15 protein-coding genes are annotated in these 20,628 nt (G+C 68.8%); 7 read left to right on the top strand and 8 right to left on the bottom strand.

The window, feature by feature from the left end:
• Nucleotides 1-22 precede the first annotated feature (22 nt).
• From ACFXNW_RS20700 to ACFXNW_RS20680, 5 genes are all read right to left on the bottom strand, one after another.
• Complete coding sequence (locus ACFXNW_RS20700) at nucleotides 23-3,343, bottom strand: translation initiation factor IF-2 N-terminal domain-containing protein (RefSeq protein ID WP_379419340.1); 3,321 nt, start codon at nucleotides 3,341-3,343, stop codon at nucleotides 23-25.
• Nucleotides 3,344-3,733: 390 nt separating this feature from the next.
• On the bottom strand, nucleotides 3,734-4,150 hold the full coding sequence (gene ndk, locus ACFXNW_RS20695; RefSeq protein WP_379419339.1) for a nucleoside-diphosphate kinase: 417 nt from the start codon (nucleotides 4,148-4,150) through the stop codon (nucleotides 3,734-3,736).
• A 121-nt stretch (nucleotides 4,151-4,271) separates the two neighbouring features.
• A complete protein-coding gene (locus ACFXNW_RS20690; RefSeq protein WP_379419338.1) occupies nucleotides 4,272-4,718 on the bottom strand; it encodes a DUF4233 domain-containing protein in 447 nt (148 codons plus the stop codon).
• Between the two features lie 103 nt (nucleotides 4,719-4,821).
• Nucleotides 4,822-6,192, bottom strand: a complete 1,371-nt coding sequence (locus tag ACFXNW_RS20685; RefSeq protein WP_379419468.1) for a bifunctional folylpolyglutamate synthase/dihydrofolate synthase — start codon at nucleotides 6,190-6,192, stop codon at nucleotides 4,822-4,824.
• 122 nt (nucleotides 6,193-6,314) lie between these two features.
• On the bottom strand, nucleotides 6,315-8,993 hold the full coding sequence (locus ACFXNW_RS20680) for a valine--tRNA ligase (RefSeq protein WP_379419337.1): 2,679 nt from the start codon (nucleotides 8,991-8,993) through the stop codon (nucleotides 6,315-6,317).
• Nucleotides 8,994-9,253: 260 nt separating this feature from the next.
• On the opposite strand from ACFXNW_RS20680, the gene ACFXNW_RS20675 reads away from it, so the two are divergent.
• Nucleotides 9,254-9,940 (top strand): AAA family ATPase, encoded by a 687-nt coding sequence (locus ACFXNW_RS20675; RefSeq protein ID WP_379419336.1) that lies wholly within the window; start codon nucleotides 9,254-9,256, stop codon nucleotides 9,938-9,940.
• Between the two features lie 6 nt (nucleotides 9,941-9,946).
• Here ACFXNW_RS20675 and ACFXNW_RS20670 read toward each other — a convergent pair whose 3' ends face one another.
• Nucleotides 9,947-10,888, bottom strand: a complete 942-nt coding sequence (locus ACFXNW_RS20670; protein WP_379419335.1) for a diacylglycerol kinase — start codon at nucleotides 10,886-10,888, stop codon at nucleotides 9,947-9,949.
• Complete coding sequence (locus ACFXNW_RS20665; protein WP_379419467.1) at nucleotides 10,885-12,462, bottom strand: FAD-binding oxidoreductase; 1,578 nt, start codon at nucleotides 12,460-12,462, stop codon at nucleotides 10,885-10,887. Before ACFXNW_RS20665 ends, ACFXNW_RS20670 begins: the two co-directional genes overlap by 4 nt.
• Nucleotides 12,463-12,641: 179 nt before the next feature.
• On the opposite strand from ACFXNW_RS20665, the gene ACFXNW_RS20660 reads away from it, so the two are divergent.
• From ACFXNW_RS20660 to ACFXNW_RS20650, 3 genes are all read left to right on the top strand, one after another.
• Entirely contained in the window at nucleotides 12,642-13,262 is a 621-nt protein-coding gene (locus tag ACFXNW_RS20660) for a TetR/AcrR family transcriptional regulator (RefSeq protein WP_379419334.1), read from the top strand.
• 208 nt (nucleotides 13,263-13,470) lie between these two features.
• On the top strand, nucleotides 13,471-15,027 hold the full coding sequence (locus ACFXNW_RS20655; RefSeq protein ID WP_379419333.1) for a glycerol-3-phosphate dehydrogenase/oxidase: 1,557 nt from the start codon (nucleotides 13,471-13,473) through the stop codon (nucleotides 15,025-15,027).
• A gap of 49 nt (nucleotides 15,028-15,076) precedes the next feature.
• Complete coding sequence (locus ACFXNW_RS20650; RefSeq protein WP_379419332.1) at nucleotides 15,077-15,301, top strand: DUF2789 family protein; 225 nt, start codon at nucleotides 15,077-15,079, stop codon at nucleotides 15,299-15,301.
• A gap of 49 nt (nucleotides 15,302-15,350) precedes the next feature.
• On the opposite strand, the gene ACFXNW_RS20645 is transcribed toward ACFXNW_RS20650, so the two are convergent.
• On the bottom strand, nucleotides 15,351-15,872 hold the full coding sequence (locus ACFXNW_RS20645) for a GNAT family N-acetyltransferase (RefSeq protein ID WP_379419331.1): 522 nt from the start codon (nucleotides 15,870-15,872) through the stop codon (nucleotides 15,351-15,353).
• Nucleotides 15,873-16,180: 308 nt separating this feature from the next.
• Between ACFXNW_RS20645 and ACFXNW_RS20640 the strand changes: the two genes are divergently transcribed.
• The 3 genes from ACFXNW_RS20640 (at nucleotide 16,181) to fdhD (ending at nucleotide 20,561) form a co-directional block, all read left to right on the top strand.
• Complete coding sequence (locus ACFXNW_RS20640) at nucleotides 16,181-17,347, top strand: FHA domain-containing protein (RefSeq protein ID WP_379419330.1); 1,167 nt, start codon at nucleotides 16,181-16,183, stop codon at nucleotides 17,345-17,347.
• An 80-nt stretch (nucleotides 17,348-17,427) separates the two neighbouring features.
• Nucleotides 17,428-19,722, top strand: a complete 2,295-nt coding sequence (locus ACFXNW_RS20635) for an FdhF/YdeP family oxidoreductase (RefSeq protein ID WP_379419329.1) — start codon at nucleotides 17,428-17,430, stop codon at nucleotides 19,720-19,722.
• Complete coding sequence (gene fdhD / locus ACFXNW_RS20630; RefSeq protein WP_379419328.1) at nucleotides 19,719-20,561, top strand: formate dehydrogenase accessory sulfurtransferase FdhD; 843 nt, start codon at nucleotides 19,719-19,721, stop codon at nucleotides 20,559-20,561. Before ACFXNW_RS20635 ends, fdhD begins: the two co-directional genes overlap by 4 nt.
• Nucleotides 20,562-20,628: the final 67 nt, after the last annotated feature.

The following is a 20,628-nucleotide window of genomic DNA, read 5'->3' as shown; positions in this document are numbered from 1 at the left end:
CACAAGGGCGGGGACCACCTGGTCATTCGTTCGTCGCGTCGGCCGGTGGCGGCCCGGCGGGACGGCCGGAGCTACGCCTGCGTGGCCTGCGGGCAGGCGCCTGGGCCACCGGGACCGGCTCGGCGAGGTCGGCTACCGGCGCCGCGGGCTCGTCCGAACTGCTCAGCACGAACACCGCACCGGTGCTGTCCGCGGCAGGCGCTGCGGCCGAGCGGGCCACCCGCCTGCGCCGGGTGGTCCGGGCAGGGGTGCCGTTCTCCGACGGGGCAGCGGCTTCGACATGAGCTTGCTCCGCGGATTCCGACACGGGCTCGGCAGAGGTGGTCGCAGCCGACTCGGTGGTCGCTGCTGCCGGTTCGGCTACCGGAGCCGATTCGGTCGATGGGGCCGGTTCAGCCGCCGCGGCAGATTCGGCCGTGGCCGATTCAGCTGTGGTCACCTCCACCTCCGCCGCAGGGGCTGCGGCCGAACGAGCCACTCGCCGACGCCTGGTCGAGCGGGTGCGGGTGCCGTTCTGGGTGGCAGCGACAGCGGGCTCGGTCGCCGGTTCGGCAGCGGCCGGTTCGCCGGTCGCCTCCTTCGCCGCCGCTTCTGTCTCTGCCGCAGCCTCGGGTTCGGCCACCGTCTCCGACGGCTTCGTCTCGGCGTCGGCCTCCGATACCGCGGTGTCGTCGCCGTGATGGGCGGCCATGGCCAGCGCGACCGGATGCGCGCGCTTGACCGCGGCCTCTTCCTCGCTCACCTCTGGCACCGCAGGCTGCTGCGGCTGCGGGGTGGCGGCCGCACCGGACTTGTCGCGGCCGCGGCGCCTGCGCGCACCGGACTCGCGCCCGCGCCCGCCGCCGTCCTCGGCCGCAGTCGGCTCCACCGGGTAGCTGTGCACCAGGATGCCGCGACCGTGGCAGTGCTCGCAGGTGGTCGAGAACGCCTCGACCAGGCCGGTACCCAGCTTCTTACGGGTCATCTGCACCAGGCCGAGCGAAGTCACTTCCGAGACCTGATGCCGGGTGCGGTCGCGGCCCAGTGCCTCGGTAAGCCGGCGCAACACCAGATCACGGTTGGATTCGAGCACCATGTCGATGAAGTCGACGACGATCATGCCGCCGATATCGCGCAACCGCATCTGCCGCACGATCTCCTCGGCGGCTTCCAGGTTGTTGCGAGTGACCGTCTCTTCGAGGTTGCTGTTGCCGGACCCGGTGAACTTGCCGGTGTTGACGTCGACGACCGTCATCGCCTCGGTGCGGTCGATGACGAGCGTGCCACCCGAGGGCAGCCACACCTTGCGGTCCAGCGCCTTGGCCAGCTGTTCATCGATGCGGTAGGTCTCGAAGACGTCCACGCTGTTGTTCTCGTGCTGGGAGACCCGCGCCAGCAGATCAGGGGCGACGGTGCGGATGTAGGTCTCCACCGTGCTCCAGGACCGCTCCCCCTCGATGACGAGCTTGGAGAAGTCCTCGTTGAACAGGTCACGGATCACCTTGACCAGCAGGTCCGGCTCTTCGTAGAGCGTCTTCGGGGCGCCGGAATCCTGTTCGGCGGCCTTTTCGATGGTCCGCCAGGTGGCCTGGAGCCGCTCCACGTCGCGAGCCAGTTCGGCCTCGCTGACGCCCTCGGAGGCGGTCCGGATGATCACACCCGCGTCGGCGGGCACGATCTCGCGCAGGATCTCCTTGAGGCGCTTGCGCTCGGTATCGGGCAGCTTGCGGCTGATGCCGGTGGAGGTGCCGCCAGGCACATAGACGAGGAAGCGTCCGGCGAGGCTGATCTGGGTGGTCAGGCGGGCGCCCTTGTGCCCGACCGGATCCTTGCTGACCTGGACCAGCACCTGATCGCCCGGCTTGAGCGCCTGCTCGATCTTGCGTTCCTTGCCGCCGAGACCTGCGGCCTCCCAGTTCACCTCACCGGCGTAGAGCACACCGTTGCGGCCGCGGCCGATGTCGACGAACGCCGCCTCCATGCTCGGCAGCACGTTCTGCACCTTGCCGAGGTAGACGTTGCCGACCATCGACGCCTGACCGGTGCTGGTGACGAAGTGCTCGACGAGGATGTTGTCCTCGAGCACCGCGACCTGGGTAGCGGTGGGATGACCGGGGAACTCCTTCTCCCGAACCACCATGACCCGGTCGACCGCCTCGCGGCGGGCAAGGAACTCCGATTCGGTCAGGATCGGCGGACGCCGCCTGCCCGCCTCGCGTCCGTCGCGACGACGCTGCCGCTTGGCTTCGAGCCGGGTGGACCCGGTGATGCCCTGCACCTCGTCGACGGTGGCGCGGCCCCGGCTCTTGTTGCGGGGTTCACGCTCGTGCACGACGGTGTTGGGCGGATCGTCCTCGGCCGCCTCGTTCTCGCCACCGGATTCACCGGCGACCTTGCGCCGCCTGCGCCTGCGCCGTCTGCGGGTGGAACCATCGGGCGAGCCGTCATCGCCGTCCTCGACGGATTCGGCGGTCTCGGCAGGCTCCGCGTGCTCGTCCTCGGCGAGGGTTTCGGCGCCCTCGCCGTCCTCGGCGCCGGACTCCTTGCCGCTCGTCTCTTCCTTGCCGCGCGTCTCGTCCTTGTCGCGGGCACCGCGTTCGGGCTCGGTGTCGTGCTCGTCGTCACCGTCGGCGTGCTGCTCACCACGACCACGACCACGACCACGACGGCCACGGCGCCTGCGGCGGGGCTGATCGTCGGACTCGGCCTGCTCGGCGGTGTCCTGCTCGTCGGAAACCTCTTCTTCGGTCTCCTCCACCTGCGCGGTGTCGTCCTCGGTACGGGTCGTATCGCGCTCGGTGCGGCGCTTCTTGCGCAGTTCGCCGGCGGCGGTGGCGTCCGGGGACAGGAACAGCGGCGCCGCGACGACCGCGGATTCGAAGACAACCGGCTCCACGGCTGGGGGCGTCTGCGATATGGGGCTGGCGAACAGCCCGCCAGGCGGGCTGAACGAGGGCGCGGTGGAGAACAGGTCGGCGACCGGCGCTTCTGGCGCGGTCTCCTCGGCGGCGACCACCTCGACTGTGGGAGCGGGCTGGGCCTGCTCAGGGGTGGACGGCTCGGTCGCGACGCTCGCCGGTTGCTCGGCGGCGGTTTGCTGGGTGGTGTCCGCGACGGGCTGTGGTTCGGGCGCCGCGGCAGCCGGCTCGGTCTCGGGGGCGGCGAGCGCGTCCCGAACCGACTCGGCGACCGCGCGATCCACGTTCGACTGGGGGCTGCGCGCGTCGGAGCCGAGCTCACCCAGCTTCGCCAGGATGCGCTTGCTCGTTACTCCCAGACGTTTGGCCAGCGCATGAACTCGGATTCGCTCCGGCAATTGATCGGCATCCTGTGATGTTGTGTCCAGCGGCTCTTGATCGGCCACGAAGTCTCCTCGGGCCCCCGGGCGCGTTCCTCCCGGCAGGGAGTGACGCGGCCGACGCGGGGGCGCTGTCGGTACACCTCGTGCGGTTGGCACGAGGTCGATGGTCTCGCCCCGCGTGCCCGGATATCTCCATGTCGATCGTCGTTCGGGCTAACTGGACACGCGGCGCCTGGCTGTATGGCTGAACTCCGTGGTGTGAGCGTTCATCCAGCGTGCCGACGCGAACGAGTTACCGCGCCGCGGCAGCGATGATCGGCATCGAACCTCGGGGTGTCATCCGGTTACCACCGTTATTCGGTTGCAACCAGTTGCCAGTATCCCACACCGTGCGCCGAGGGTTCGCCATCGGCGCAACAGCGTGAGGTCTGAAACGACGGAAATGGAGTCGGATCAGGCCGGGAACTCGGGGAACCAGAGCCCGATCTCCCGCTTGGCCGACTCCGGCGAGTCGGATCCGTGCACCAGGTTCTCCTGGGTTTCCAGAGCGAAATCGCCCCGGATGCTGCCGGTGGCGGCCTTCTCGACCGGATCGGTGCCGCCGGCGATCTGCCGGAACGCGGCGATCGCGCGCGGGCCTTCGAGGACGGCCGCGACGACCGGGCCGGAAGTGATGAATTCGATCAGCGAGCCGTAGAACGGCTTGCCCGCGTGTTCGGCGTAGTGCTCCCCCGCCAGCTCGCCGGACACCTGCTTCAGCTCCAGCGCGGCGATCTTCAGGCCCTTGCGCTCGATCCGGTTCAGCACCTCACCGACGAGGCCACGGGCCACACCGTCCGGCTTGATGAGGATCAACGTCTGCTCAGTCACCGCGACAGCGTAACGGGCACCTCCCCCAGGTTCCCAACCAGCGGTCGCAGAGGATGCGGCGACGAGGGTCACCCGCTAGATCACCCACGGGTCGATGATGACCTCTTCGGGTCGTCGCTCGTCAGCTGGGCGGTTGGGTGCGCTGGCTGGGCAGGACGCCGAGGTCCATGCGGCGTTGGACGTCGTTGCGCAGGATCAGGATGAAAGCCCAGACGATGGCGAACAGGATGCCGATGACGCCGATGGAGATGTGGATGAAGGCGCCGGCGATCACCAGGACCTGCAAGCCGAGGTTGAACGGGAGGGCCCAGGGTTTGCGCTGCACGCCCGCGCCGAGAACCATCACCACGGCCAGGCCCACCAGATAGGTGCCGGACAGCCAGCTCACGCCGCCGCCGACGTCGGCGACCACCGGCAGCGCGAGCAGCACGACGATGGCCTCGAGGATCAGCGTGCCCGCCATCACCCCGCGCAGGCCCTTCCACGGGTCGGGCGGGGCGGGTGCCGTCTGCTCAGAGGTCTGTTCGGCGGCCGGATCGTCGTCCGGGCGCGGGTCGGATTCGCTCATGGTCTGCCTCCTCGGCACGATCTGCCGATCACGCTGTGTCGACTTCGGCGTCCTCGGGCGTCCTCCGTGGTAACCCACACTGCCGCCTCCGCACGCCGACCGATCACGCCGGTTCCTTACCGAACAGGGCGCGCGCGGCACCCGCGGTCACCACGGAGCCGGTGACCACGACGCCGGCGCCGGACACCATCTCCCCGCTGTCGCCGACGTCCTCCGCGATCGCGATCGCGGTTTCCAGGGCATCGGGCAGGGTGAATGCGGGCACGACACGTTCGTCGCCGAAGCGCTGCACCGCAAGGTCGGTGAGGGTGTCGACATCGAGCGCACGCGGTGAGCCGTTGGTGGTGACCACGATCTCGTCGAACACCGGCTCCAGCGCCTCGAGGATGCCCGCGGCGTCCTTGTCACCGAGTACCGCGACTACGCCGACCAGCTTGCGGAAGTCGAACTCGCCGGTCAACGTCGCCGCCAGCGCTTTCGCGCCTGCCGGGTTGTGGGCGGCGTCGATGAAGATGGTCGGCGCATTGCGCATCCGTTCCAGCCGGCCCGGGCTGGAGACGCTCGCGAATCCTTCGCGGACCGCATCGACGTCGAGCTGACGTTGCGCGCCCGCGCCGAAGAACGCCTCCACCGCGGCCAGCGCCAGCACCGCGTTGCGGGCCTGGTGTTCACCGTGTAGCGGCAGGAAGATCTCGTCGTACACCCCACCGAGGCCCTGCAGTTCCAACTGCTGGCCGCCGACGGCGATCTTGCGCGCAAGGACCCGGAACTCCGCGCCCTCACGCGCCACGGCCGCGTCCACCTCGACGGCGCGGCGCAACAGCACCTCCATCGCCTCGGGGTCCTGTTCGGCGATGACGGCGACGTTGTCGCGCGGGACCAAGCTCTCGGGCGCGCGTTTGATGATCCCGGCTTTCTCCCCCGCGATGGCGGTGAGGTCGGGGCCGAGGTAGTCGGTGTGGTCGAGCCCGATCGGGGTGATCACCGCCACCTGCCCGTCGATGACGTTGGTCGCGTCCCAGGTGCCGCCCATACCGGTTTCCACCACCGCGACGTCGACCGGCGCCTCTGCGAAGGCGGCGTAGGCCATGCCGGTGAGCACCTCGAATTTGCTCATCGCGGGACCGCCGGCCGCCGCCGACTGCGCGTCGATCATCTCGATGTAGGGCGCCAGCTCGCGATAGACCTCGACGTAGCGGGCCGGCGTGATGGGCGCGTTGTCGATGCTGATCCGCTCGGTCGCCAGTTGCAGATGCGGACTGGTGATGCGGCCGGTGCGCCGATGCAGTGCGGTGAGCAGCGCGTCGATGATGCGGGTCACCGAGGTCTTGCCGTTGGTGCCCGCGATGTGGATCGCCGGGTAGCTCTGCTGCGGCGATCCGAGCAGATCCATCAGGGTGGAGATGCGGGTGAGCGACGGCTCGATCTTGGTTTCCGGCCAGCGCCGGTCGAGTTCGGCCTCGACCAGCGCCATCTCCGCCAGATCCACCGGCGAGGGTCCGGAGCCGAGTGGAGCACCGGTGCCGTGCTGTGGCTCCGGTTCCGCGTTGCCCGCCTCGTGCGAGAAGTCCGGGCCGCCGGTCTCGTCGGGGCCGGTCACTTGCCGCTCAGCTCGGCGAGCCGGGCGCCGATCCGCTCCACCTCGGCGGCGGCGACATCGCGGCGGTTCCTGATCTTGTCGACGACCGGCTCGGGCGCCTTGGCAAGGAAGGCCTCGTTGCCGAGCTTGGCGGTGGTCGCGGCGAGTTCCTTTTCGGCGGCCGCCAGGTCCTTCTCCAGCCTGCGCCGTTCGGCGACGAGGTCGACCGTGCCCGAGGTGTCGAGTTCCACGGTGACGGTGGCACCGCTGAGCCGGACTTCGACCGAGGCGGTGGCGGCGAAACCCGCACCCGGCGCGGTGAGCCGGGCCAGATCGGCGATGGAGCGCTCGAGCTCGGCAAGCCCGGCAGCAGACAGGCCGATCACCTTGGCTGCGACCTTCTGCTTGTCGGCAAGACCCTGGTCACTGCGGAACCGGCGGATCTCGGTGATCAATCGCTGGGTATCGGAGATGCGCTGTGCCGCACCCTGATCCGTGGCGTGGCCGCAGGCCTGCGGCCAGTCGGCGACCACGATCGAATCCGCGCCGGTCAGCGCACGCCACAGCGATTCGGTGACGAACGGAATCACCGGATGCAGCAGCCGCAGCACCGAGTCCAGTACCGAACCGAGCACGGTGCGGGTGGATTCGGCGCGCGCGTCGTCGGCCGCGAACTGCACCTTGCTCAGTTCGAGGTACCAGTCACACAGTTCGTCCCAGGCGAAGTGGTAGAGCGCCTCGCAGGCCTTACCGAATTCGTAGGCGTCGAAGGCCGCGTCGACCTCGGCACGCACCGCGTCGAGGCGATCGAGGATCCACAGATCGGCGTCGGTGAGGGCGGCGCGGTCGGGCAGCTCGCCGGGGCGGGCGCCGTTCATCAACGCGAACTTGGTGGCATTGAACAGCTTGGTCACGAAGCTGCGCGAGGCCAGCGCATGCGGTTCACCGACCGACAGGTCACCGCCGGGCTGCGCGCCGCGGGCCAGGGTGAATCGCAGCGCGTCGGCACCGTAGGCGTTGATCCACTCCAGCGGGTCGATGCCGTTACCGCGCGACTTGGACATCTTCTTGCCGTGCTGATCGCGGATCAGCCCGTGCAGGAAGACGTCCTTGAACGGCACCTGCCTGGCACCGTCCTTGCCCGCGGTGATGACGTGATCCTCTGCGACATAGGTGCCGAACATCATCATCCGGGCCACCCAGAAGAACAGGATGTCGTAGCCGGTGACCAGAACGCTTGTCGGATAGAACTTCTCGAGTTCGGCGCTGTTGTCCGGCCAGCCCATGGTGGAGAACGGCCACAGCCCGGAGGAGAACCAGGTGTCGAGCACGTCGGGGTCCTGCACCCAGCCCTCGGGGGCGCTCTCATCGGGCCCGACGCAGATGATCTCGCCTTCGGGGCCGTACCAGATCGGGATGCGGTGGCCCCACCACAGCTGCCGGGAGATGCACCAGTCGTGCATATCGTCGACCCAGTCGAACCAGCGCGGTTCCTGGCTGGTGGGGTGGATGACGGTATCGCCGCCGCGCACGGCGTCACCGGCTGCCTTGGCCAGCGATTCGACCTTGACCCACCACTGCATCGACAGCCGCGGCTCGATCGCTTCACCGCTGCGCTCGGAGTGGCCGACGCTGTGCTGGTACGGGCGCTTCTCGGCGACGACGCGGCCTTCGTCGGCGAGGCGTTCACGCACCTTCACCCTGGCCTCGAACCGGTCCATACCGTCGAATTCGGTTCCGGTACCAGTAATTCTGGCGCGTTCGTCCATGATGGTCGGCATCGGCAGGTTGTGCCGAAGACCCATCTCGAAGTCGTTGGGGTCGTGCGCGGGGGTGATCTTGACCGCGCCGGAGCCGAATTCGGGGTCGACGTAGTCGTCGGCGATCACCGGGATCTGGCGGCCGGTGATCGGATGCTCGAGGGTGTTGCCGATCAGCGCCTGGTAGCGCGGGTCCTCGGGGTGGACCGCGACGGCGGTGTCGCCGAGCATCGTCTCCACGCGGGTGGTGGCGACGATCACGTGCGGTTCGTCGTCGCGCAGCGAGCCGTAGCGCAGCGAGACCAGCTCACCGTCGACGTCTTCGTATTTGACCTCGATATCGGAGATGGCGGTGCGCAGTTCCGGCGACCAGTTGACCAGCCGCTCGGCGCGGTAGATGAGCCCGGCGTCGAACAGCCGCTTGAACATGGTCTGGACGGCGCGCGAGAGGCCGTCGTCCATGGTGAAGCGGTCGCGGCTCCAGTCGACGCTGTCGCCGAGCGCGCGCATCTGCCATTGGATGGCGCCACCGGATTCGTGCTTCCAGTCCCAGACCTTCTGGATGAACAGTTCGCGGCCGAAGTCTTCCTTGGTCTTGCCGTCGACGGCGAGTTGCTTTTCCACCACGGTCTGGGTGGCGATGCCCGCGTGGTCCATACCGGGCAGCCACAGCACCTCATAGCCCTGCATGCGCTTGCGGCGCGCGAGCAGGTCCATCAGCGTGTGGTCGAGGGCGTGGCCCATGTGCAGGTTGCCGGTGACGTTGGGCGGCGGCAGCACGATCGAGTATCCGGGCTTGCTGCTGGTGGGGTCGGCGGTGAAGTAACCGGCCGCTACCCAGCGCTCGTACATCTCGGCCTCTACCTCGCCGGGGTTCCAGCTCTTGGGTAGGGCATCGGCACGATTACGCGTGTGGTCTGGGGCTGCGCTGGTCACCCCGCGATTCTAGTGGTCGGCGCGGATCGTCTCGCGCAGGGTCGACGACGCCGTGGCGCGAACCCATGGGCCCGGCCCCCAGAAAAAACACCGGCGGAGTCTTCGGTGGATGAGGGACACCGAAGACTCCGCCTACACCTGACAGACTACCGCCGATCGCAGGGGCGATCGCGGATCCATAGCCAATTCTCAGCTTCGGTTTTCACCCGTATTGGTCACACACAGTTGCCGAATCGGACATTACTGACAACTCTGGAAGAGTGAACCCCCGGCTCGAATCGTCCGCTCTGCTTCCCAGCGAATCCCGCGCGCCCGCATCGGTTTCCATGCTGCTACCTCATGCGGTCCATGATCTACGCGGACATGTGGTCGACGAATTGCGGTATCCGCCCACAGCGGTGCTGGTATTCGCCGGTGTCCCGGGCGCGGGCAAGAGCACGGCGCTACGGGCCTTGTTCGGATCGACGGCCGAGGCCGAGTGGCCGCCGACCGGCCCGGCGGGTTCGGTGGTGCTCGACTCGCAGCATTCACGCAATTCCTGGCGGCATCGACTGGGCAGGGTGCCGTATCCGCTGTGGCGGCCGGTGGTGCATGTCGCGCACTACACCCGCATCCGGAACGCGTTGCGCGACAATGCCGGGCCCGTCGTCGTGCACGATTGCGCCACCTTCGGCTGGGCGCGGCGGATGCTGGCCCGCTGGGCCGCGGCACGCGGACGGGAACTGCATCTGATTCTCATCGACGTACCCGCGACCATCGCCCGCGCAGGCCAGTACAAGCGCGGGCGACGGGTCAACGGCTTCTTCTTCCGGCTGCACTGCGTGCGCTGGCAGCAGTTGCTGCGGGAGGTGGACGCGGGACCGATCACCGATCCCGCGCCCGCTTCGATCGTCATCGCCGACCGCGACACGGTGGGCGGGATGAGCCGGGTCAGTTTCGCCGCCTGAGGCGACCTATTCGGGCACTAGGATCGACAGCGCGCCGGGCACGGCGCGCAGGGTGATCGGCAGGGTGCCCACCGGTTCACCGTCCGCCGTCGCGGGTGCGCCCGGGGCGGTGAGTGTGATCCGCTGGGCCCGGTAGTGCGAGACAGCCGGGTGGTCGATGCGCTTACCGGAGGCGAGTGCGGGCAGCAAACGCAGCATCTGGAACCGGGACACCGCGCGGACCACGGTGAGGTCGAGCAAACCGTCGTCGACCACCGCATCCGGGCAGACCAGCATGCCACCGCCGTAGGTGCGGGTATTGCCGATCGCGACCAGCATCGCATCGGTCTCGACCACCGTGTCCGGTTGCGCAGACCCGTCCGACAGTTCGATCCGATACGGAGTCGCGGTCCGGCTCGCGAGCTCGACCAACGCGGCCGCGGTGTAGCGCAGCGGACCCTTGGGCCAGCTCATACTGTTGGCGCGCAAGGTGACTCGCGCATCGAAGCCGGTGCCGGTGACGGTGGCGAACCACATCGGCGCGGCATCGTCGCGATCGATCAGGCCGAGATCGATGGTGCGTGCCATACCGCCGAGCACCACATCGGCGGCGGCAACCGGGTCGTCGATCGGGACGCCGAATTCGCGGGCGAGATCGTTGCCGGAGCCGCCGGGGATCAGCCCGATCGGGGTATCGGTTCCGGCCAGAGCCTCCAGCATCACCGACACCAGGCCGTCACCGCCGGCGCAGACCACCGCGTCCGGACGCGGGCCCGGCCCGGTGATCTCCGCGCGCACCAGCCGCACCGATTCGGCCGCCGACGGCGCCCGGATCTCGGTGATCTCGATGCCACATTCACTGAGCCGGGCGATGGCGGCACCGGCGACGTCGTGCCCCTTACCCATCCCGGACAGCGCGTTGGTCACCACCGTGACCTTGCGCATCTCGCGCCGCGACTGCGATGTCATGGGACCAGCTTGCCCGGATTGAGAATGCCCGAGGGGTCGATTTCGCGTTTCACCGCGCGCAGCACCCGCACACCCAGCTCGCCGATCTCGTCGGGAATCCACGGTCGGTGGTCCGCGCCGACGGCGTGATGGTGGGTGATGGTGCCGCCCGCCCCGATGATGGCGTCGCCCACGGCCTGTTTCGCGGCCTGCCATTGGGCCAGCGGATCGTCGAGCTGCTTGGCGATGACGGTGAAATACAGCGAGGCACCGGTCGGATAGGTGTGCGAGATATGGCACATGACCAGTGCCGGAGCGCCCTGGCCGGTGAGCGTTTCGGTGAGTGCCGCGGTGACCTTCGCTTTGAGGTTCGACAGGTTCGACCAGGTGGTCGCGGTTTCCAGGGTCTCGCACAGCACGCCGGCGTCCAGTAGCGAGTCACGCAGATACGGCGCGGAGAACCGGCCGCTCTCCCATTCGCGCGCGGGCAGCTCGCCGAGCACCGTCCCACCTGCCGCCGACAGCAACGCACCGGCCTCCAGCCCGCGGGCCGCGACATGCATCTCGGAGCCTTCGAAGGTGGTGATGGCCAGGCAGCCGGTGACCGCTTCGCCGCCGATATCGGCGGTACGCGCCAGGTTGACGCCGGTCTCCATCTCATCGGACAGCCGCAGCACGGTGGGGGCCGCACCCGCCTGAACGACCGCACGCAATGCGGCCGCGCCGGTTTCGAAGTCCGGGAACGACCATGCCTGGTAGGCAATGGTTTCCGGCACCGGATGCACGCGCAGGGTCACCTCGGTGATGATGCCGAGCGCACCTTCGGAGCCGACGAACAGTTCGCGCAGATCTGGGCCGGCCGCCGAGGCGGGAGCGCGGCCGAGCTCGAGTGTTCCGCTCGGCGTCGCGATCTTGAGCCGCTGCACCATATCGTCGAAGCGGCCATAGCCCGCCGAAGCCTGACCAGATGAGCGGGTGGCCGCGAAACCGCCGATGCTGGCGAATTCGAAGCTCTGCGGGAAGTGACCGAGCGACAAGCCGTGGGCGTCCAGCAGTTCCTCGGCGCGCGGGCCGGTCACGCCGGCGCCGAGGGTTGCGGTGGCACTCACCGGATCGACGTCGGACAAGGCGTTCAGCCTGCGTAGATCGAGGGTGATCACCGTGTCGAAGTCGCCGCGAATCGGGTCCAGGCCGCCCACCACGCTGGTGCCGCCACCGAACGGGACGACGGCGATGCCGGCCTCGGCGCAGTAGGACAGGAGGGCGACGACCTCATCGTGGTCGCGGGGGAACACCACCGCGTCGGGTGCGTCCTGCGGGCCTTCGGCGCGGCGGCGCAGCAGGTCGGGGGTGCTCTTGCCGCCCGCGCGCAGCAGCCGGTCGCGGTGGGCGGTCGACACATTCTCGGCACCGACCACCGCGACCAGCCCGTCGCGCGCGGCAGGCGTCAATGCCGAATCGCGCAGCGGCACGTCACCCTCATCGCGGCGCGCCACCGGTTCGCCGGACACCCCGAACACCTGCTTCAGCAGGCCACGGATCTGCGCCGACAGCGGTTTGTGTCCGGCGGGAGCGCCCCAGGCGTCCCACGCCATACTCGTCGGGAGCGCCGTGTCGTCCTGGTTCGCCAGGGGATCCGGTTCGGCGCCGGCAGGCTGCTGAGTATCGACCATGCGTTACAGTTTGACATAGACTGTCAAGCAGTAACCAGTGAACGCGCAGGATTGCGTGCGACCGGACCTCCGATCGCCCGCCCGACCCCGGTGGTGAACCCATGACCGTCTCCGACGAGCCCGACGCCGAGCCTTCGGCCATCGACCTCGCGATCCTCGATGCCGCACGCGACTGTGTGGCGGAGTTCGGGGTGCGGCGAACCACCCTCACCGAGGTCGCGCGCCGTGCGGGGGTGAGCAGGCCGACCGTCTACCGGCGCTGGCCCGACACCGGCTCGCTGGTGGCCGAACTGCTGGTCCGCGAGCTGGGCGACATCCTCACCACCGCCATGCCCACCGACGGCGTAGTGCGACGGCGCCTGGTCGACGGTATCGTCGCGGGCTCGGCCGCAGTGCGCGCGAACCCGTTGTTCCGCAAGATCTTCCGCGCCGACACCGATCTGATGCTGACCTACGTATTCGGCAGGCTCGGCCGCAACCAGCGCCATCTGATCGAACTGTTCGCCGCCGCGATCCGCGAGGGCAATGCCGATGGATCGGTCCGCGACGGCGATCCCGAACAGATGGCCACCATGCTGCTGCTCATCGCGCAATCGGTGGTGCAGTCGGCCGGGACGTTAGCCGAGTTGCTCGACGGCACCGCGCTGGACGCCGAACTCGCCCGCGCCATCGACGGATACCTCACTCCGCACAGCGCACCGCCGGGCGGCAGTAACGGCTGACCGGCCACGGCCACAGCCATAGGCCATGAGCCCCGGACACCGGACACAGTTCACAAGCCCCGAACGACCAGAGATACCAGACACCAGCCACCGCTACCGGCCAACGGGCGAACCACGGGGCACCAGCCACCGGGCACCGGGCACCGGGCACCGGGCACCGGGCACCGGGCACCGATAGCAACCACCGACACCGATGACAAGGACTGTGATGACCCAGAATTCGGTACATACCGGCGATTCAGCCCTCAACGCCGCGCGACGTCAGCGCGAACTGGCGGCACTCGGCGACGGGGCGCAGATCGACGTGCTGGTGATCGGCGGCGGCGTGACCGGCACGGGCGTCGCGCTCGACGCCGCCGCCCGCGGCCTGCGCACGGTGCTGGTGGAACGGCACGATCTGGCCTTCGGCACCAGCCGGTGGAGCTCCAAGCTGGTGCACGGCGGGCTGCGGTATCTGGCGGGCGGGCACGTCGGCATCGCACATGAGAGCGCGGTGGAGCGCGGCATCCTGATCCGCACCACCGCTCCCCATCTCGTGCGGCCGCTACCGCAACTGGTGCCGCTGCTGCCGGAGCTGGGTGTGGCGCAGAGTTCGCTGGTCCGAGCGGGATTCTTGGCAGGTGATCTGCTGCGACGTGGAGCAGGGACGCCCGCGAGTTTGCTACCACGTTCGCGGCGGGTGGCCGCGGCGGAGGCGCTGCGGCTGGCACCGACGGTGCGCCGGGACGGGTTGCGCGGTGGGTTGACGGCCTGGGACGGGCAACTGGTCGACGACGCCCGCCTCGTTGTCGCGCTCGCGCGCACCGCCGCCGCGGCGGGTGCGTCCGTGCTGACCCGCGTCGAGGTCACCACTGCCACCGGCGAATCCGCCACACTGCGCGACACCCGCACCGGCGAGACGTTGACGGTGCGCGCCCGCGCCGTGGTCAACGCGACCGGTGTGTGGGCCGACCAGGTCGACCCGAGTATCGAACTGCGGCCCAGCCGCGGCACGCACCTGGTCTTCGACGCCGCGGCCTTCGGCGGGCTCAGCGCCTCGCTGACGGTGCCGGTGCCCGGCAGCACCAGCCGTTTCGTCTTCGCCTTCCCCGCCGCACACGGGCGGGTCTACCTCGGCCTGACCGACGAGGACGCCCCCGGCCCGGTTCCCGACGAACCGAAGCCCACCGATTCCGAGATCGATTTCCTGCTCGACACCATCAACGCCGCACTGCGGGAACCGCTGACCCGCGCCGATATTCGCGGCAGCTATGCCGGCCTGCGGCCGCTGCTGAAAACCGGCACCGACAGCACCGCCGACATCTCCCGCGAACACGCCGTCCTGCACTCCCCCGACGGCCTCATCACCATTGTCGGCGGCAAACTCACCACCTACCGCAAGATGGCCGAGGACACCGTCGACGCCGCCGTCACCCACGCCGGACTCACCGCAAGCCCATGCCGCACCAAACGGCTACCACTGGTCGGCGCGGTCTCCGGCGCCGCCCGCGACAAGATCGCCGCCCCGCCGGTGCTGGTCGAACGCTACGGCTCGGAAGCAGCCGCCGTGCTCGGCCAAGCCGATGCCGACCCGGCCCAGCTCGCGGCGGTGGCCCCCGGAATCGACGTCACCAGAGCCGAATTCGCGTGGGCGATCTCCCACGAAGGCGCCCTCGACACCGCCGACCTCCTCGACCGCCGCACCCGCATCGGACTGGTCGCGACCGACCGCGTGGCCGCACTCCCCGCGGCGGAGGAGGCGCTCGCAGCAGATCGAACCGACTAGCGGTCCGACGGGACTACGATCTCTCCACCGGGACTGGGGAGGGGATTAGATGGCTGCTACAGCCTGGGACTTGCTGATCGAGTTGGGTGTTCGAAGAGATTCGGTCCACGCGTTCATCACACGCCATTCGCTGTTGCGCGATGATGTCCGCTTCCTGGACGCACACTTCTGGACGCGATGGCAGCGAACGCTGTTGATCGAATACATGGAGGAAGACTCGGGCTGGCAAGAGGCAATCGACGAGTTGGAAACGCTGCTGCGCAAGAAGGCGTAGCGCTGGCCCGCGAGCCGAGAGTCCCTGAGACCGAGCAGCACCCAGGTGCTCAGTGCGCGGTCCAGCCGGCGAGCTGGGCGCGCATGCTCGCCCGCGGCCACCGGTCCAGTCCGTGCGCGGCTTCGGCGGCGCGGATAGCGCGCAGGCCTGGGGTTTCCTCGTCTGCGGACAGGTAGCGGAAGCCCATGGTCTCGTAGTACGGGCCGTTCCAGTCCACCTCGGTGAACGTCGTCAGCGTCAAAGCCGGCATGCCTTGCTCCTCGGCCCAGCGAGCGGCGTGGTCGATCAGGCGCCTGCCGATCCGCTGACCGGCCTGCGACGGATGCACCGAAACCTGCTCGATGTGGGCGCTGCCGTCGACCACGGCCACCACCAAATAGGCGACCGGCGTTCCGGCGGGATCGGCCCACACCCAGGCACGGTCGGCGTCGACGAACTCGCGCAGGGTGTCGATGCTCGGCGGTTCGTCCTCGGCGACCTCGGTCATACCAATCGTCGCGAACGGGGCACCCGCCGCGCGTTCGATGTCTTGCAGCAATGGGAGGTCGGCCAGCACGGCGGAGCGGATCACCGGACCAACGGTAGTCCGCTACCCATCGCTGCGGCGCTCACCAGCAGCAAGGAGCCAACACTTGCGGCACGGCCGAGCGGCCGGTTACCTCGGCGTCGCGAATCTCGCTCAACGGCGCGCCACCGTACTCGGCTGACCGACGCAGTTCCCTCGCTGCCGCTCGACGGCCCGCAGGCCTCACCTGCACCGATGACGACCTGCCGCGCACACGGGGTCGGCATCAGCGCCAACTGCGTCGCTCGTCCCCCGGTCAGCCCCGCGCGCGGCCTCTATGCTGGACCCGGTGGTGCGCCAGGAAGGAGGCGCGAGTGCGCGGCAGATCATCCACAGTCGGCGTCGCGCCGGGCGATGGCCTGGTGGCGCGATTCGACGACGTCATCGTCTATATCGGCGGCGAAACCGCCTCCACCGAGCGGATTCTCGGCGCGGTAGAGGCCGTGGCGGCGACCGAACATCCGGGTGCGGCCATTGCTCAGCGGCTGGCCGCGGTGGTGTTCGGCGCGGGTTCGGAACCGCCCCCGTTCGGCGTGCTCGCCCCCACCGATGACGGCACCCTCGTGCTGTTGCGCGGCTCGGTGGCCGCCATGATCGACGGTGCCGAGGGGGCTCGACGCCTGACCGGTTCGCGGGCCTTCACCTGGGTCGACGAAATCGTCCGCGTGCCGATCCGCTCCATCACCATCGGCCCGGACACCGGAGCTCCGATCGTCGAACACCCGCGCACCGATCTGCGTTCGGGCGTTGTTCCCGGTGGCGGATTCGTGCTGCGCGCCGGTGTTCGCCGCAGTGGACGCAAGCCCGCCGCACGGACCGCGACGCCCGCCGCGACGCCGGGCGAGCCGCCCGCCACCGCACCCGCCGGGTTCGCCGTCGCCGACGCCGAACCCGACCAACATCCCTCGACCAGCGCGACACCACCGGTGCACAACAAGCCATCGGCGGCCGCGCGCCATCGCGCCGGCCCGAAGCCCGAGGGCACCCAAGCCATGTCCCTTGCCTGGTCGCAGGCCCCGGCCACGCTGCGCTCGGATCCGCCGGAACCGGTAGCCCTGCACAAACCCGGACCGCAGGATACGGTCCGCCGCCGCCCGCGCCTCGCCGTCGGAGCGACGCCGAGCGTTCAGGTCCCCGGTGTCCTGGTCGCCGAGGACGGCGCCACCTATCCGCTGGACCGTCCGTACGTCATCGGGCGCGGGCCCTCCGCCGACGAATCGGTCCGCAGCGCCACCGCAGCCCCGATCGTGCTGCAGCGCGATCGCCACATCTCGCGCGTGCACGCCTACGTCTCGCTGGACCACGGCAAGGTCTACGTCCGCGACGCAGGCACCGCCTCCGGAACCTTCCTGGCCACTCCGGACTCCCCCGAGTGGGCCCGCGTCGGCCGGTCCCCCACCGAACTCCCACCGGGCGGACGGGTCCGGATCAGCGACCGAGTACTCACCTACCGGAGCGAGGACGGCAGCGCATCTGCGTAACCACCGGATGCCGGGCCGAGTGACCTGCCTGGATCCGACCATGTCCCACGCCGCAACAACGCGAAGAGCACAATGGCCCCATGCACCGCAAAGGGCCGACCGAGGATATCGATGAGTCCGCACTGTCGGTGACCCCGCCGAAGCAGCAGGCGGCAGGCGTCACCGCGGTGGCGGTCGCGCTGAAGCGGGCCGTCGAGGACATGGGTGTGGTGCGCACGGCCCGGACGCTGGCGCGGCTCAACCAGGTAGACGGCTTCGACTGTCCCGGATGCGCCTGGCCCGAACCCACCGGCCACCGCAGGCCCGCCGAGTTCTGTGAGAACGGCGCCAAAGCGGTCGGCGAGGAAGCGACGACGCGCACCGTCACGCCGGAGTTCTTCGCCGCGCATTCGGTCGCCGAGCTGGCGGACAAGTCCGGGTATTGGCTGGGCAGACAGGGCAGGCTGACCCACCCGATGGTGCTGCGCCCTGGCGAGGACCACTACTCCCCTATCGCCTGGGACGACGCCTATCAGCTGATCGCCGACCGGCTGCGCACCCTCGACAGCCCGGACGAAGCGGTCTTCTATACCTCCGGCCGCACCGCCAACGAGACCGCATTTCTCTATCAGCTGCTGGTCCGCAGCTTCGGCACCAACAACCTGCCCGACTGCAGCAATATGTGCCACGAATCCTCGGGCACGGCGTTGACCGGCTCGATCGGCATCGGCAAGGGTTCGGTGACCATCGACGATTTCGCCGCTGCCGATCTGATCATCGTCGCCGGCCAGAACCCGGGCACCAACCATCCACGCATGCTCAGCGTCCTCGCCGACGCCAAGGCCGCGGGCGCGCGCATCATCGCGGTCAACCCGCTGCCCGAAACCGGCTTGATCGGATTCCGCGATCCGCAGACGGTGCGTGGACTCACCACCGGTGTGCCGATCGCCGACGATTTCCTGCAGATCCGGCTCGGCGGCGATATGGCGCTGTTCCAGGGTCTGGGCAAACTGCTGTTCGAGGCCGAAGATCGTGCCCCGGGCACGGTGGTCGACCAGACCTTCGTCGACGGGCACACCGCAGGCCTCGCCGAGTACGAAAAGAACGTCCGCGCTGTCGATCTCGGCGTTGTGGAACAGGCGACCGGACTGACCCGGGAGCAACTCGACCGCACCGCGCGATTGTTCGCCGAATCCGAACGGATCATCGTCTGCTGGGCCATGGGCTTGACCCAGCAGACCCACGGCGTCGCCACCATCGAAGAAGCCACCAACCTGCTGCTGATGCGCGGCATGATCGGTAAGCCCGGCGCTGGTGTATGCCCGGTGCGCGGGCACTCGAATGTGCAGGGTGATCGCACCATGGGCATCTGGGAGAAGATGCCGGAATCGTTTCTGACCGCGTTGGATCGGGAGTTCGGGATCACCAGCCCGCGCGCCCACGGCCTCGATACCGTGAATGCCATTCGCGCCATGCGCGATGGTAAGGCGCGGGTGTTCTTCGGTATGGGCGGCAATTTCGTGGCCGCCACACCCGACACCGACGTTACCGAGGCAGCGTTGCGCGCCTGCGATCTCACGGTGCAGGTCTCCACGAAACTCAACCGCAGCCACGTCGTACACGGCGCAACCGCCCTGATCCTGCCCACCCTCGGCCGCACCGATCACGACCTGCAGGAAGGCGTGAAACAGCACGTGTCGGTCGAGGATTCGATGTCGATGGTGCATCTGTCCACCGGCCGGTTGCATCCGGTGAGCGAACAGCTGCGCAGCGAGGTCGCCATCGTTTGCGAACTCGCGCAACGCCTGTTCGGGTCGGAGCATCCGGTGCCATGGGCCGATTTCCGTCGCGACTACGACCTCATCCGCGACGCCATCGCGCACGTCGTCCCCGGATGCGCCGACTACAATCGAAAAGTCCGCCAGCGCAACGGTTTCGTGCTTCCACATCCACCGCGCGATTCCCGCGAATTCCGCACCGATACCGGCCGCGCCAATTTCGCCGTCAACGATCTCACTTGGCTGCCTGTTCCGCCCGGACGGCTGATACTCCAGACACTGCGCAGCCACGACCAATACAACACCACCATCTACGGGCTCGAGGACCGCTACCGCGGTGTGCACGGTGGCCGCAAGGTCGTGCTGGTCAATGCCGACGACATCGCCGAACTCGGTTTCGTCGACGGCGAACTCGTCGATCTGGTGTCGGAGTGGAGCGACGGTGTGGCGCGCCGGGTCGAAGGATTCCGGATCGTCGGCTACTCGACCCCGCGCGGCAATGCCGCCGCCTACTATCCGGAGACCAACCCGCTGATCCCGCTCGACCATGTCGCAGCGAGATCGAACACGCCCGTGGCGAAGGCGGTCACCATCCGGCTCGAGCGGGCCGGCTCATGAGCCGCGTGACCGCCCGCCGCCGGATGCAGCGCGTATCTCCGGCCGGTCTGATCCAGCGCCCCGACACCTTGGCTGTGGAGGAACCGCTGGAGATCCGGGTGAACGGTGAGTCGCTCACGGTCACCATGCGCACTCCGGGCAGCGATATCGATCTGGTGCACGGATTCTTGTTCGCCGAGGGGGTGATCGGCTCTGCGGAGGACATCGTGGCGGCTCGCTACTGCGCGGGCACCGACGACGAGGGCCGCAACACCTACAACGTCCTCGACGTCTCTCTGCGCACTGCGGCGGCACCGGTACACGCCAGGAATTTCCTGACCAGCAGTTCCTGCGGGCTCTGCGGCAAGTCCGCGCTCGAGGATGTCCGCACCCGCACTCGTTTTCCCTTGTCCGCACCAGCCGCGATGGTCGATGTCGACACGCTTGCCGCCATGCCGGACACGCTGCGATCCCGGCAATCGGTCTTCGATGCCACCGGCGGCCTGCACGCGGCGGGCCTGTTCGCCCCCGATGGCACGGTCCTCGCGGTCCGCGAGGACATCGGCCGCCACAATGCCGTGGACAAGGTGGTCGGCTGGGCGCTGCGCGAGGATCGGATCCCGGCCGGAGACCTGGTGCTGGTCGTGAGCGGCCGCGCATCCTTCGAACTGGTCCAGAAGGCCGTCATGGCCGGCATCCCCCTGCTGGCCTCGGTCTCGGCCCCCAGTTCACTGGCCGTCGACCTCGCCGCCGAATCCGACCTCACCCTCGCGGGCTTCGTCCGCGGCGAGACCATGAACATCTACACCCACGCCGACCGGATCAGCACCGATTCCACGGCGACCTCCCGGCCCGCCTGAGGACGGATCCCCTTCCACCTCGACGCCGGGAGACTGCGCTTGATTTATACATACGGCCGGACGTATT

This window comes from Nocardia sp. NPDC059180 (assembly GCF_042754945.1).
GTDB lineage: Bacteria > Actinomycetota > Actinomycetes > Mycobacteriales > Mycobacteriaceae > Nocardia.
Note: the sequence above shows the minus strand (reverse complement) of the source record. Positions and strands in the feature narration are given on the sequence as shown.

Coding starts and splice junctions, on each gene's coding strand:
- ACFXNW_RS20690 (WP_379419338.1), bottom strand. CDS start 4,718: ATGAGCGAATCCGACCCGCGCCCGGACGACGATCCGGCCGCCGAACAG.
- ACFXNW_RS20685 (WP_379419468.1), bottom strand. CDS start 6,192: ATGGCGCTGGTCGAGGCCGAACTCGACCGGCGCTGGCCGGAAACCAAG.
- ACFXNW_RS20670 (WP_379419335.1), bottom strand. CDS start 10,888: ATGACATCGCAGTCGCGGCGCGAGATGCGCAAGGTCACGGTGGTGACC.
- ACFXNW_RS20665 (WP_379419467.1), bottom strand. CDS start 12,462: ATGGCGTGGGACGCCTGGGGCGCTCCCGCCGGACACAAACCGCTGTCG.
- ACFXNW_RS20660 (WP_379419334.1), top strand. CDS start 12,642: ATGACCGTCTCCGACGAGCCCGACGCCGAGCCTTCGGCCATCGACCTC.
- ACFXNW_RS20655 (WP_379419333.1), top strand. CDS start 13,471: ATGACCCAGAATTCGGTACATACCGGCGATTCAGCCCTCAACGCCGCG.
- ACFXNW_RS20650 (WP_379419332.1), top strand. CDS start 15,077: ATGGCTGCTACAGCCTGGGACTTGCTGATCGAGTTGGGTGTTCGAAGA.
- ACFXNW_RS20635 (WP_379419329.1), top strand. CDS start 17,428: ATGCACCGCAAAGGGCCGACCGAGGATATCGATGAGTCCGCACTGTCG.
- fdhD (WP_379419328.1), top strand. CDS start 19,719: ATGAGCCGCGTGACCGCCCGCCGCCGGATGCAGCGCGTATCTCCGGCC.